Raw genomic sequence first — 14,055 nt, 5'->3', positions numbered from 1 at the left:
CGCCCGCGCTCCGCCCGCCCGCGCTCCGCCCGCCCGCGCTCCGCGCGCTTCCGCTCCCGGCGCGTCCGAATGGTTGTGCCAGAAGTTCTGTCAGTGCTAGCAATTCTGTCGACGATTCTGCTACCTTCGCTCTCGTTGCTAGCGGCGCTAGCAACGGTGGTTCGTGAAGCCGCCCCATGAACTCGGCCGGTGTGAAGCCGGCAGAAGCCAGGAGTCCTGCCATGACCGTCGCCGCGTACACGCTCGCCGTGGTGCTCGACCTGTTCGTCGTGTTCATCGGAGCCCGCTTCCTGCTCCAGCCCCTGCCCGCCGCCGCCGGATACGGCGTCGCCGCCAAGGAGGACGGGGATCGCGCGTACCTCACGGTCAAGGGGCTCAGGGACCTCACCTTCGGCCTGGTCGGCCTGGCGCTTCTCGCGTTCGTCGGCGCGCGGGCCGAGGCGTGGTTCATGCTGCTCGTGGCGTTGGCGCCGCTCGGCGACACGCTCATAGTGCTGCGCCACGGCGGGACGAAGGCGGTCGCGTACGGCATCCACTTCGCGACCGCCGTCGTGGTGCTCGTCAGTGCCGGCCTGCTGTTCGCCGTCTGAGAACCGAGGAGCCGAAATGTCGCTGATCGTTCCCGAGTTCGACGAGGCCGTCGTCGTCCGTTCCGCCGACGCCGAAGTGATCGGCCGCGCGCCCACCACCGTGCGGCTGCTCGCCGACAGCAGCGCGACCGGCGGCGCCCTGTCCACGCAGCGCGTCACGCTCGCCGCCGGCGCCGCCGGTGCCACCCCGCACCACCACGAGCGCAGCGCCGAGATGTTCTACGTGCTCGACGGCGCCGCCGAGTTCCTGGCGGGGGAGGAGGTCGTCACGGCCGGGCAGGGCGACCTCGTCGTGGTGCCGCCGCGCATGCCCCACGCGTTCGCCGCCGCCCCCGGCTGCGACACCGATCTGCTCATCGTCATCACGCCCGGCGTGGAACGCTTCGAGTACTTCCGCCACCTGCAGCGCATCGCGCTGGGCGAGCTGAGCCCCGAGTCGCTCCTGGAGGTGCAGGAGCGCTACGACAACCACTTCCTGAGCAGCCCGGTCTGGGAGAAAAGGCACTGAGGAGACCCTCCGGGGGAAACCGTTTAGGGGCCATGCCTCCGGGCCCCATAGGATTGGGGGGCCGGCGGCACATTTCCACCTGCCGCGCGACGCCTGGCTCGCACGCTCGCCGCGTTGCCGAATCGCCCACGTGGCCCCCGCCACGAGGGCGCTCCGGCGCTTTGCGATCGCACGCACCGGACGCCGCGCGGCCCGTCCTTCGGACGGACGGCGGAAATGTGCCTCCGGCCCGGCCAAAACCACACCAACCCCTGAGGATCGCTGCATGCCTGGCATCACGCGCGAGGAGGTCGCCCACCTCGCCCGGCTGGCGCGTCTGGAGCTGAAGGGCGAAGAGCTCGATCACTTCGCCGGTCAGCTCGACGACATCATCGGCGCGGTCGCCCGCGTCTCCGAGGTCGCCGACCAAGACGTACCGCCGACCTCCCACCCGCTGCCGCTGACCAACGTCATGCGCGCGGACGAGGTCCGTCCGTCGCTCACCCCCGCGCAGGCGCTCTCCGGCGCCCCGGCCCAGGAGCAGCAGCGTTTCAAGGTGCCGCAGATCCTGGGGGAGGACTAACAACCATGACGGACCACAGCATCATCATCAGGCTCACCGCAGCCGAGATCGCCGCGAAGATCGCTTCCGGCGAGCTCACGGCCGTCGAGGTCACCGAGGCCCACCTGGCCAGGATCGACGCGGTCGACGAGAAGGTCCACGCCTTCCTGCACGTCGACCGCGAGGGCGCGCTCGCGCAGGCCCGCGCCGTCGACGCCAAGAAGGCGGCCGGCGAGAAGCTCGGCCCGCTGGCCGGTGTCCCGCTCGCGCTGAAGGACATCTTCACCACGCAGGACATGCCGACCACCGTCGGCTCCAAGATCCTCGAAGGCTGGATCCCGCCGTACGACGCGACCCTCACCCGGAAGCTGAAGGCCGCCGACGTCGTCATCCTCGGCAAGACCAACATGGACGAGTTCGCCATGGGGTCCTCCACCGAGAACAGCGCCTACGGCCCGACCGGCAACCCGTGGGACCTCACCCGCATCCCCGGCGGCTCCGGCGGCGGCTCGTCCGCCGCGCTCGCCTCGTACGAGGCCCCGCTCGCCATCGGCACGGACACCGGCGGCTCCATCCGCCAGCCCGCCGCCGTCACCGGGACCGTCGGCGTCAAGCCCACCTACGGCGGCGTCTCCCGCTACGGCATGGTGGCCTTCTCCAGCTCCCTGGACCAGGGCGGGCCCTGTGCCCGTACCGTCCTGGACGCGGCACTGCTGCACGAGGTCATCGGCGGTCACGACCCGATGGACTCCACGTCCATCGACGCCCCGGTCCCGCCGGTCGTCGAGGCCGCGCGCAACGGCAGCGTCGAGGGCATGCGCGTCGGTGTCGTGAAGCAGTTCGCCGGTGAGGGCTACCAGGCCGGTGTCGTCCAGCGCTTCAACGAGTCGGTCGAGCTGCTCAAGTCGCTCGGCGCCACCGTCGTCGAGCTGGACTGCCCGTCCTTCGACCTGGCGCTCTCCGCGTACTACCTGATCGCGCCGTCCGAGTGCTCCTCCAACCTGGCCCGCTTCGACGCCATGCGCTACGGGCTGCGCGTCGGCGACGACGGCACGCGCTCCGCCGAGGACGTCACCGCGCTCACCCGCGAGGCCGGCTTCGGCGACGAGGTCAAGCGCCGCGTCATCCTCGGTACGTACGCCCTCAGCTCCGGCTACTACGACGCGTACTACGGCTCGGCGCAGAAGGTCCGCACCCTCATCACGCAGGACTTCGAGAAGGCCTTCGAGCAGGTGGACGTCATCGTCTCCCCGACGACGCCCACCACCGCCTTCCCGATCGGCGAGCGCGCCGACGACCCGATGGCGATGTACCTCGCGGACCTGTGCACCATCCCGACCAACCTCGCGGGCAACTCCGCCATGTCGCTGCCCTGCGGCCTGGCGCCCGAGGACGGCCTGCCGGTCGGGCTGCAGATCATCGCCCCCGCCATGAAGGACGACCGTCTCTACAAGGTCGGAGCCGCCGTCGAGGCCGCCTTCGTGGAAAAGTGGGGTCACCCGCTGCTGGAGGAGGCTCCGTCGTTGTGAGTGCACTGACCAAGGCCAAGGGCTTCAAGAAGTCCAAGACCGGCACGTACCTGTCCATCGGCACCACCGCCTTCGGGGCCGTCAGCGTGCTCAAGCAGGCCAAGAAGGCACGCCATGAGCACGACACGCTCCGACTGATCGACGCCGTTGTCTCCGCCGCCGCCATCGCCACCGGTGTCGCCCTGCTGCTGCGCGAACTCAAGCGCCTCGGCGACGACGACGTACTGCTGGGCTGAGAGGGAAGTTTCACCGTGACTGTCACCGACCTGGTGTCGTACGAGGACGCGCTCGCGTCCTACGACCCCGTCATGGGCCTGGAGGTCCATGTCGAGCTCGGCACCAAGACCAAGATGTTCTGCGGCTGCTCCACCGAGCTCAAGCAGGACGCCAACTCCCAGACCTGCCCGGTCTGCCTCGGCCTGCCCGGCGCCCTGCCGGTCGTCAACGAGATCGGCGTCGAGTCCGCCATCAAGATCGGCCTCGCGCTGAACTGCGAGATCGCCGAGTGGTGCCGCTTCGCCCGGAAGAACTACTTCTATCCGGACATGCCGAAGAACTTCCAGACCTCCCAGTACGACGAGCCGATCGCCTTCGACGGCTATCTGGACGTCCAGCTGGAGGACGGGGAGATCTTCCGGGTGCAGATCGAGCGCGCCCACATGGAGGAGGACACCGGCAAGTCGACCCACGTCGGCGGAGCCACCGGCCGTATCCACGGCGCGTCCCACTCCCTGCTCGACTACAACCGGGCCGGCATCCCGCTCATCGAGATCGTCACCAAGCCGATCGAGGGGGCGGGCGCCCCCCCCCCCCCCCCCCGCCCCCCCCCCCCCCCCCCCCCCCCCCCCCCGAGGTCGCCAAGGCGTACGTCGCCGAGCTCCGCGAGCTCATCAAGGCGCTCGGCGTCTCGGAGGCCCGCATGGAGATGGGCCAGATGCGCTGCGACGTCAACCTGTCGCTGCGCCCCAACGGCACCGAGACCTTCGGTACCCGCTCCGAGACGAAGAACGTGAACTCGCTGCGTTCCGTCGAGCGGGCCGCCCGGTTCGAGATCCAGCGCCACGCGGCCGTGCTGTCCTCCGGCGGCACGATCGTGCAGGAGACCCGGCACTTCCACGAGGAGGACGGCTCCACCACGGCCGGCCGCATCAAGGACAACGCCGAGGACTACCGCTACTTCCCCGAGCCGGACCTGGTGCCGGTCGCCCCGGCCCGCGAGTGGGTCGAGGAGCTGCGCAAGGGCCTCCCCGAGCTGCCCCGGCTGCGCCGGGCGCGGCTCAAGGAGGAGTGGGGCGTCTCCGAGCACGACATGCAGTCCATCCTCAACGCGGGCGCGGTCGACCTGATCGTCGCCACGACCGACGCGGGCGCCCCCTCGGACCAGGCCCGCAAGTGGTGGATGGGCGAGCTGGCCCGTAACGCCAACGAGACCGGCCGCGGCCTCGACGAGCTGCCGATCACCCCGGTGCAGGTCGCCAGGGTGGCCGAGCTCGTCACCTCGGGCGACCTCAACGACAAGCTGGCCCGCCAGGTCATCGAGGGCGTCCTCGCGGGCGAGGGCGACCCGGACGCCGTCGTCGAGAAGCGCGGCCTGAAGGTCGTCTCCGACGAGGGCGCGCTGTCCACCGCGGTCGACGAGGCCATCGCGGCCAACGCGGCCATCGCGGACAAGATCCGCGGCGGCAAGGTCGCGGCGGCGGGCGCGCTCGTCGGCGCGGTCATGAAGGCCACCCGCGGCCAGGCGGACGCGGCCCGGGTGCGCGAGCTGATCCTGGAGAAGCTCGGCGTCGAGGGCTGATCCCGGAGACGTCCGGCGTCGAGGGCCGACCCCTCTGCGCAGGCACGTTCCCCGAGGGGCGGCGCACCCGTGAGCCGGGTGCGCCGCCCCTTGGACTTTCCCGCACGACCTGTTGGACGTTCACCACCGAGCCGTACGGAATCCTTCCGCGCGCCACTTGGCTTGATTAGCTTCCCGGCTGTACGACAGGACTCGGGAGGCTCACTTGACCACGGACATTTCACGGCGACGGCTCTTCGCGCTGGGCGGCGGTGCACTCGGCGCCGCGGCGGCGGGGTCGCTGCTGCCGCCTTCGCTGCAGGCCGCGATCGCCGCGCAGCCGGCACACTCGGCGGGGTCCGGTGGCCGGGACGGGCTCGGCGCCATCAAGCACGTGGTGATCCTGATGCAGGAGAACCGTTCCTTCGACCACTACTTCGGGACGCTCCGGGGCGTACGCGGCTTCGGTGACCGCAACGCCGTCGAACTGCCCTCGGGCAAGCCGGTCTTCGAGCAGCCCGCGGCGCTCGGCTCCTCCGTGCTGCCGTTCCCGGTGCGCGACGCCGCCGAGACGCAGAAGAAGGACCTCCAGTACATCGGCGCGCTCGACCACTCCTGGAGCGGTGGCGGCAAGGCGTGGGCCGGCGGGTGGATGAACGGCTGGGTGAGCGCGAAGACGGCCGCCACCATGGCGTACTACGACCGCCGCGACATCCCGCTGCACTACGAACTGGCCGACACCTTCACGGTCTGCGACGCCTACCACTCCTCCATCCACTCCTCGACCAGCCCCAACCGCAACCACCTGTGGAGCGGGAAGACGGGCAACGAACCGAACGGCAGGCGGGCCGTCGGCAACGACGCGTACGACGAGGGCACCCACCCCGGCTACGACTGGGGCACGTACGCGGAGCGGCTGGAGAAGGCCGGGCGCAGCTGGCGCACGTACACCGAGTGGGAGAACTTCACCGACAACCAGATCGAGTTCTTCGCCACCTTCAAGGCGGTGGCCCGCAAGGCGCTGGCGAAGACCGGCGGCCACACCTTCATGGAGTCGTTCTACGCCGCGGTGCGGGACGCCGACGCCACGGAGCGGGAGCGGCTGTTCGGTCTGCTGGAGGAGGGTGTCGCCACCCTCGACAAGACCGAACGCAGCTTGTTCGAGCGGGCGTTGCGCCGGGTGGAGACGGGGACGCTGGCCGACGAGTTCGCCAAGGACGTCGCGGCGGGCACCCTGCCGGAGGTCTCGTACCTGGTGCCCTCCGCCGTCGATTCCGAGCACCCGAGCGTCTCCTCGCCGATCCACAGCGCGACGATCGTCTACAAGGTCCTGGACGCGCTGGGCAAGCACCCCGACGTGTGGCGGCACACCGCGGTCTTCATCAACTACGACGAGAACGACGGCTTCTTCGACCACGTGCCGCCGCCCGTCGCCCCGTCCGAGGTGACCGAGGAGCAGTGGGAGGGCAAGCCCACCGGTCTCGGCATGCGGGTCCCGATGCTCGTGGTGTCGCCGTGGACCATCGGCGGCTACGTCTGCTCCGAGGTCTTCGACCACACCTCCGTGGTCCGCTTCCTGGAGCGCTGGACCGGGGTGGAGGAACCGAACATCAGCGACTGGCGGCGCACCGTCACCGGCGACCTGACCTCCGCCTTCGACTTCTCGCGCACCCGCCGCCGGCCCGAGGTGGAACAGCCGGGCGCCATCCCGCCGTTCAGCGGCCGCTGGTCGCCGAAGCCGCCGGCCGTGCAGCAGATGCCGGTGCAGGAGCCCGGCGCCCGTCCGGCCCGCGCGCTGCCGTACCAGCCGGACGCGCAGGCGAAGGTGGTGAACGGCGCGGTGCGGGTGGCCCTCAGCAACACGGGGCGCTCGTCGGCGCACTTCGCGCTGTACCCGTACGCGGGTGAGTTCCCCGTACCGCAGCACCGGGACGTGAAGCGCACCGCGCAGTGGACGGTGCCCGTCACCGGCGAGGCCTACCGGTTCACGGTGACGGGGCCGAACGGCTTCCGCCGGGAGTTCGCCGGGCCCGTGAAGGGCGGCGCCTCGGCCGGGGCCGAGGTCGCCTCGCGGGTCGACGCCCACGAGCGCGACCTGCACCTCACGCTCCGCAACACCGGCCGGACCACGCTCACCTTCACGGTGCGGCCGCTCGGCTACGTCGACGAGGCGGACCTGCGGGACTGGACCCGGACCATCAAGGTCAAGCCGGGTCGCAGCCGCACGGTGGTCCACTCGGCGGCCGACGCGCACGGCTGGTACGACCTGGACGTCACCGTCGACGGGGACGACGCGTTCCGGCGCAGGCTGATGGGGCACATCGAGAACGGCCGGGCGAGCGTCTCGGGCTGACGGGCCGCCGGCATCCCGCCCGACGGTGCGGCGCCCCGCCGGAACCGCCATGGCGCGGCCCGCGTGTCCTTGATCATGAACGAACTGATCGAGAAATGGGACGCAGTGACGGCGGGCGCCGCCCCCGAGGAGGCGGACCCCGTCGTCCTGGAGTGCGCCCGCCTGCTCGCCGCCGAACCGGACGGCGAGCAGGCCGTCCTGCTGGTCTTCGGGCTGGTGAACATGGCGCAGTACGTCCTCGGGCGACGCGGCGCAGCCGTCGAGCGGGCCGTGGTGGACGCGCTCGGCGCCGCCGCCGAGGCCATGGACGAGCAGGTCCTCCGGGCCGGCGGGTGCGGGCACGAGACCCATCCGTACACCGACAGCCTGGAGGAGTGGGACACGGACGTGGACGGGCTGCTCGACGCGACGGACGTCGAGATTCCGTTCGACGAGTGGGACGCGGCCGAGGCATGCCCCCGCAATGCCGCCGGATGGGCGCGGACGGCCGCCGATGTGATCCTGCCGGGCAGCACGGACGGCATCCCCGAGATCGTCCCCGAGAGCCACCAGAGGTACATCCGCAGCCTGGACAGTGTGCTCAACGACTATCCGAACGGTGATCCGTTCTGGGACCTGGACATCCACGCCGGAACGCCCGGCGACCTCTCCCGGGCCGCTCTCGCCGGCTATGTCGTCGTCGCCCATGCGAACTGCTGGTACGCGGGGTCGGGCCGGATCAGACAGCGGTCACTGCTCGACGACATGATCGAGGGCCTGGAGTCCGTACTGCCGCGACTGCCGGACGAGGCCTGCGCGCACGAGGACGGCGAGCACCCGGCACTGCGCTCCGGCAGCGCCGAGCAGGCCTCCGAGGGCATCCACCTGCAGAGCCCCGGCGGCCGGGCCGTGCTGCGCGAGGAGCACGCGGACGGATACGGCGCCTCACTGGAGGCATGGACGTGCACCACCTTCCTGCGCGCCCTCGCCGTCGAGGCCCGCGATCATCTGCGCGAGGCGGTCGACCGGCTCTTCGGCACCCGCGAGACGGCACATCTGGACCAGGTGTACCTGCGCCCCGACGGACGGCTCGACATCGGGCCGCTGAGCGAGCGGCACGTCCCGTTCGAGGACGAGACGGCCTCCGAGGAGGCGGCGCTCTGGGCGGCCCGGCGGTACGAGCTGATCGGCCCGGACGGACCCGCGCCCGACCGGGCCGTCCTGCTGCTCCTGATGGGCGCGGCGGCCGATTCCCTGGAGCTGTCGTACGGAATCGCCCGCGAGATCCTCGGCATCCTCCGTACCGCTGCCACCACCCTGCCCGGCGGCGCGTGCGACCACGCGGACGGTCATGCGCCCCGCCATGAGCGCTCGTCCGACCGCATGGCACGCATCGCCCACCTCTACGCCCCGGACGCAGGCCCCGCCCCCGGCCAGGACTCCGGCCAGGGCTTCAGCGGCGAGGTTCTGACCTGCCCCGTCCATCTCGCGGAGGTCGTGACGAAGGGCATCGCAGAGATCGAGGAGCAGTTCGAGGAAGAGCTGGAGGCGGAGGAGGAACGACTGGCCGGGTGAGGCGGCCGGAGGCCGTCGCGGCACGGGCACGGTCATTTCTCCGGCCATTGTGAGTAAGGCCACGAAAGGGACAAAGGATCACCTTCGGCTGCCAGAGTGGCGGTTCTCAGGTCATGCGTTCTCTGCGGCTGATTCATGTGTTGTGCTGCCCAAGGACCACGAACCAGCAGGGAGCACGTCCGTTGGCTGCCATTGCCCGCTGGTGCATCAGGCACCGTCTCGTCGCCGTCCTCATCTGGCTGCTCACCCTCGGTGGCGCCGCCACCGCGGCCGGCTTCGCGGGCTCCGCGTACACCAACGACTACGAGGTGCCCGGCACGGAGTCCGGCCGGGCCGCCGAGCTCCTGCGGTCCGGCTTCACGGATCTCGGCGGCGACACCGACACCATCGTCTGGCACACCTCCGACTCCACCGTGCGGGCCGACGACGTCCGGCAGACGATGACCCGGACCCTGCACGCGGTCGAGGAACTGCCCGGGGTCGGCGCGGTCACCGGCCCGTACGGGGCCTCCGGCGCCGGGCAGATCAGCGCCGACGGACACACCGCCTACGCCACGGTCACCTTCGACCAGCAGGTCGAGGAGATCCCGGCCCAACAGGCCAGGGCCGTCGTCGACACCGCGAAGGCGGCCGCCGCCGACCATCTCCAGGTGGAGCTGGGCGGCCCGGCGGTCGCGCTCACCGAGGCACCCTCCGCCCACCTCAGCGAGGCCATCGGGGTCGTCGTCGCGGCGGTGGTCCTCTTCCTCGCCTTCGGCTCGCTCGCCGCCAGCATGCTGCCCATCGCCACCGCGCTGGTCTCCGTCGGCACCGCGTACGCGGGCACCGTGCTGCTCGGCCATGTGATGAACGTCGCCGACTTCGCCCCCATGCTGGGCATGCTGATCGGGCTCGGCGTCGGCATCGACTACGCGCTGTTCATCGTCACCAGACACCGCAGAGGGCTGCGCAGAGGCCTGTCGGTCGCCGAGGCGGCGCAGAACGCCGTCGCGACGACCGGCCGCGCCGTGGTCTTCGCCGGGGCCACCGTCTGCATCGCGCTGCTCGGCATGCTGATCCTGCGGCTCGGGTTCCTCAACGGCGTGGCCATCGCCGCCTCGCTCACCGTCGTCCTGACCGTGGCCGCCTCCGTCACCCTGCTCCCCGCCCTGCTGTCCCTCATCGGGATGCGGGCGCTGAGCCGGCGCGAGCGCCGACAGCTCGCCGAGCACGGCCCGCAGCCCGAACTGCCCACGGGCTTCGCCGCCCGCTGGTCCGCCTTCGTCGAACGCCACCCCAAGCTGCTCGGGGTGTGCGCCGCCGTGGTGATGCTGGTCCTCGCGCTGCCCACCTTCTCCCTGCACCTGGGCACCTCCGACCAGGGCAGCAACCCCGCCTCGTCGACCACCCGGCAGGCGTACGACCTGCTGGCCGACGGATTCGGCCCCGGCGTCAACGGGCCCCTGACCATCGCCGCGCAGCTGGACGGCGCGGACGACCGGCTCGCGATGGACGGCCTGCCCGCCACACTGCGGTCCACCGAGGGCGTGGCCTCGGTCGGCCCGGTCACGTACGACAACAGCGGTGACACGGCCTTCGTCACCGTGGTCCCGAAGTCGTCACCGCAGTCCCAGGAGACCAGTGAGCTCGTCGACCGGCTGCGCACCGACGTGCTGCCGAAGGCCGAGGAGAACAACTCGCTCCGGGCCCACGTAGGCGGAGTGACCGCAGGCTACGACGACTTCGCCCGGGTCATCATCGGCAAGCTCCCGCTCTTCGTCGGCGTGGTCATAGGGCTCGGCTGTCTGCTCCTGCTGCTGGCCTTCCGGTCGATCGGCATTCCGCTGAAGGCCGCGGTGATGAACGTGGCCGCCGTCGCCTCCTCGTTCGGGGTCGTCGTCGCGATCTTCCAGTGGGGCTGGGGGAGCGAGCTGCTGGGCCTGGGCAGTGCGGGGCCCATCGAACCGTTCCTGCCGGTGATCATGGTGTCGGTGCTCTTCGGGCTGTCCATGGACTACCAGGTGTTCCTGGTGGGGCGGATGTACGAGGAGTGGCTGGAGACCCGTGACAACCGGCGGGCCGTCCGGGTGGGCCTCGCCGAGACCGGGCGGGTGATCAACTCCGCGGCCGTGATCATGATTGCGGTCTTCCTGGCGTTTGTCCTCAGCGGGGACCGGGTCATCGCGATGTTCGGCATCGCGCTCGCCGCGGCCGTCCTGCTGGACGCCTTCGTCCTGCGTACGCTGCTGGTCCCCGCGCTGATGCATCTGCTCGGCGGGGCGAACTGGTGGCTGCCGCGCCGGCTGGACCGGCTGCTGCCGCGGATCAGCATCGAGCCGCCCGAGCAGGGTCTGCCGCATGCGAAGATCCCGCAGGCGGCGCAGCCCGCGCAGTTGGTGGAAGCGGTCCGAGAAGGAGCATGATGTTCGCGATATCCCTGGGTGACGACGGAGCGGAACTGCGTCCGCTGGAGATCTGGCAGGCGCAGGAGTTCCTCGACCACATGGACCGGGCCCGCGCGCTCGTCGATCCGTGGATCCCCTTCGCCTCCTTCGCCACCGACCTCGACTCGGCGCGGGAACTGCTGCGGCGGTACGCGGAGAAGCAGGCGGCGGACACCGGGCGGATCTACGGCATCTGGCTCGACGGCACGCTCGTCGGCGGTGTCATGTTCCGGATCTTCGACGCGGAGTCGGGGAACTGCGAGCTCGGCTGCTGGCTGGAGCCGGCGGGCGAGGGGCGCGGGCTGATCACCCGGGCGGCCCGCAGACTGATCGACTGGGCGTTCCGGGAGCGCGGCATGCACCGGGTGGAGTGGGACGCCTCCGCCGCGAACACCGCCAGCATCGCCGTGGCCGAGCGGCTGGGCATGACGCGCGACGGGGTGCTGCGCGAGAACTACCTGTACCGCGGCGAGCGGCACGACTCGGAGATCTGGTCGGTGCTGGCCCGGGAGTGGCCGGCGCAGGAGTCCTGAGCCGGCCACTGCACCCCGGGAGTCCCGGGACCGGCCCCCCTGCACGCCGGGAGTCCCGGGACCGGCCCCCTACACGCCGGGACCGAACCGGGCCGGTGCGTACTTGCTCTGGTGCTCGCGGTACGAGCGGGCGAGGTGGTGCTGGAGGCGGATGTGGCGGAACTGGTACACCGCGCCGGTCTGGCGAAGGACGCCCCGGCGGTACGCGTCGTCCAGGAAGGCCACCGTGTCCCAGGGCAGCTTGCCGGTCAGCGGCAGCCAGACCCGCGACAGGACCAGCCACCGCCCCCAGGCGGTGAACGAGAGCGCGTACGAGCACGCGCCGCCGAGCCCGCCGACGCCGCCGATGGCCAGCCCGTCCGGCAGCCGCCAGACCAGCGTTCCCAGCAGCCCCTGGAGCAGATCGGTGATCAGGAATCCGCCCAGCGTGATCGCGAGGGTGAGCATCGGCACCAGGACGAGGATCTGCCGGGCCACCGTCGCGCGGTTCGAGGCCAGCAGGCCGACCGGGGTGGCCGCCGATGTGACGTCCAGCGGCGCTTCGAACGCGGCCATGAGCCCGAAGACGAGCCCGGCACCCGCCCCGAAGATCAGCCCGAGGACCAGCATGTTGATCAGCGTGCCCTTGATCACCAGTTCGTTCGCGAGCGGAACCCCGTAGTACAGCCAGCGCTGGAGGGCGAGGGCGGACGCGCACCCGACGCCCATCACGAATCCGCCCGGCAGAACGGCACCGAACCGGGCGATGAACGTGCGGACCGGTCTGCGGCCGATCCCGGTGCCCGCACCGGGCAGCCGCAGCCGCAGCCGCACATGGGCCGGTTCGAAGGCCGCGGTGCCGAACCGGGCCAGGATCGCGTGGACGGACCCGAAGGCGAGGCCCGCGGCGGCCCCCAGCGAACCGCCCAGCAGAAGGGCCTCGCCGATGGGGAACGGCAGATTGACCAGATTGACGAACCACTGGGCGAAGGCGACGCAGAGTGCCGAGGCCACCACCACCGACAGCAGACGCGTGGACAGCCGCAGCGAATCGCCGATCCGCCACCAGGCGAGGTCCTGCTGGTCGCGGTCGAGCCGGGCCAGATGGTGGGCGAGATAGCCGAGCCAGTGCTCGGCGCGCTCCGGATCCCGGTGCCGCTCCGGGCCGCCCACGGCGCTCCGCTCGGCGACCCGGCGGCGGTAGACGGTCGGTACGAAGCCGGCCAGCAGGTGTTCCTCCAGGGAGTTCTCGTCGGGGAACCGCTCGGTGTCCAGCAGCTCGGCCGGATCCCTGCCGGGTGTCTCGCTGTACATCGTCCGCGCCAGGATGATCATGAGCGGGGTGCTCAGAACCCTGGCCAGGGGGGTGTCCGCGCCGCTCTCCGCGGTGGACAGCCGCGCCAGGACGGGGCTCCAGACCGCCTCGCTCCCGCTGTCGCCGCGGGGGACCGGGCGGGCCGTCCGGGGCAGGTAGTCGTCGAGGTCGTCGAGGGTGAGGTCGGTGAGTTCCAGCCCGGCGGCCCACACCAGCGGGGTGCGGGTCTCCTCGACCGCCTCGGCGAACTCGCCGCGCCGGCTGGTCAGGACGAGCGGCAGCGAGGTGGCGTTCAGTGTCTCCAGCGCGGTGCTCCGCAGACCTTCCGCGATCTCGTCGAAGCCGTCCAGGACCGGCAGTACGAGATCGGCGTCGACCAGCGCGGCGGCCAGCGTCGACCCGCCGGGGGCCCTGCGGGTGAGGTGGGGATGGTCGCGGACCAGGAGGTCGATCAGCCAGTCCCGTAACGCGATGGCCGTGGGATCCCAGGACCCGAGGCTGAAGATCACCGGCACCCGGTCGTGCGGCTCCCGGGCCTCCAACTGGTCCAGGACGAATCTGATCGTCAGGATCGACTTGCCGGATCCGGCCCGGCCCAGCACCACCAGCCGCCCGGACAGAACCCGCCGGTAGACCTCGGCCACGCTGCCCAGATCGCCGCTCAGGTCCATTTCCCGCGAAGCCGCACCGGGCGGCAGGCGCTGGATGTTCTCCGAATGGTCGGTCAGGGATGCCGGGGCGTCCCGCCAGCGCACGGGAAGCGGAAAGGGGTCGTGGACCCGGCGGTGTTCCTCCTCGCGCTGCCAGCGACGCCGGATCTCCTTCGCCAATTCCGTCGCGGCAGCTGCGAGTTCACTGGAGATCGGGTGCGCAGGACGGGGTCCGTCCGCCTTCGGCCGGTAATTCTGCGCGGGAATCGACGGGGGAGCGGGGGTGGGCCCGGAATTCGGATC

10 protein-coding genes and 1 pseudogene are annotated in these 14,055 nt (G+C 71.2%); 10 read left to right on the top strand and 1 reads right to left on the bottom strand.

Annotation, left to right across the window (positions count from 1 at the left end; all coding sequences use genetic code 11):
* Positions 1–221 precede the first annotated feature (221 nt).
* From AADR41_RS37935 to AADR41_RS37890, 10 genes and pseudogenes are all read left to right on the top strand, one after another.
* Entirely contained in the window at positions 222–590 is a 369-nt protein-coding gene (locus AADR41_RS37935) for a DUF4267 domain-containing protein (protein ID WP_342286704.1), read from the top strand.
* A 16-nt stretch (positions 591–606) separates the two neighbouring features.
* Positions 607–1,098: a cupin domain-containing protein gene (locus tag AADR41_RS37930; RefSeq protein WP_342286702.1), complete on the top strand. Its 492-nt coding sequence runs from the start codon at positions 607–609 to the stop codon at positions 1,096–1,098.
* Positions 1,099–1,363: 265 nt separating this feature from the next.
* Entirely contained in the window at positions 1,364–1,660 is a 297-nt protein-coding gene (gene gatC / locus AADR41_RS37925; RefSeq protein WP_003966094.1) for an Asp-tRNA(Asn)/Glu-tRNA(Gln) amidotransferase subunit GatC, read from the top strand.
* 5 nt (positions 1,661–1,665) lie between these two features.
* Complete coding sequence (gatA, locus tag AADR41_RS37920; protein ID WP_342286691.1) at positions 1,666–3,168, top strand: Asp-tRNA(Asn)/Glu-tRNA(Gln) amidotransferase subunit GatA; 1,503 nt, start codon at positions 1,666–1,668, stop codon at positions 3,166–3,168.
* The gene (locus tag AADR41_RS37915) at positions 3,165–3,404 is read left to right on the top strand and encodes a hypothetical protein (protein ID WP_342286689.1); all 240 of its coding nucleotides are present in this window, start codon (positions 3,165–3,167) and stop codon (positions 3,402–3,404) included. The genes gatA and AADR41_RS37915 overlap by 4 nt, the downstream gene beginning before the upstream one ends.
* Positions 3,405–3,476: 72 nt before the next feature.
* Positions 3,477–4,966 (top strand): annotated as a pseudogene (gene gatB / locus AADR41_RS37910) (Asp-tRNA(Asn)/Glu-tRNA(Gln) amidotransferase subunit GatB).
* A 205-nt stretch (positions 4,967–5,171) separates the two neighbouring features.
* Positions 5,172–7,298, top strand: a complete 2,127-nt coding sequence (locus tag AADR41_RS37905; RefSeq protein ID WP_342286687.1) for a phosphocholine-specific phospholipase C — start codon at positions 5,172–5,174, stop codon at positions 7,296–7,298.
* A 63-nt stretch (positions 7,299–7,361) separates the two neighbouring features.
* A complete protein-coding gene (locus tag AADR41_RS37900; protein WP_342286685.1) occupies positions 7,362–8,852 on the top strand; it encodes a hypothetical protein in 1,491 nt (496 codons plus the stop codon).
* Between the two features lie 182 nt (positions 8,853–9,034).
* Positions 9,035–11,254 carry an MMPL family transporter gene (locus AADR41_RS37895; protein ID WP_342286684.1) on the top strand — a complete coding sequence of 740 codons (2,220 nt, stop codon included), beginning with the start codon at positions 9,035–9,037 and terminating at the stop codon, positions 11,252–11,254.
* A complete protein-coding gene (locus AADR41_RS37890) occupies positions 11,254–11,808 on the top strand; it encodes a GNAT family N-acetyltransferase (RefSeq protein WP_342286706.1) in 555 nt (184 codons plus the stop codon). Before AADR41_RS37895 ends, AADR41_RS37890 begins: the two co-directional genes overlap by 1 nt.
* 69 nt (positions 11,809–11,877) lie before the next feature.
* Here the strand turns inward: AADR41_RS37890 and AADR41_RS37885 are convergent.
* Positions 11,878–14,055: NACHT domain-containing protein (locus AADR41_RS37885; protein WP_342286682.1), on the bottom strand; the 2,178-nt coding region annotated here is incomplete at its 5' end.

Origin of the sequence: Streptomyces sp. CLV115 (genome assembly GCF_038448545.1) — a bacterium.
GTDB lineage: Bacteria > Actinomycetota > Actinomycetes > Streptomycetales > Streptomycetaceae > Streptomyces > Streptomyces sanglieri.
This window is presented reverse-complemented; position numbering and strand designations above follow the sequence as displayed.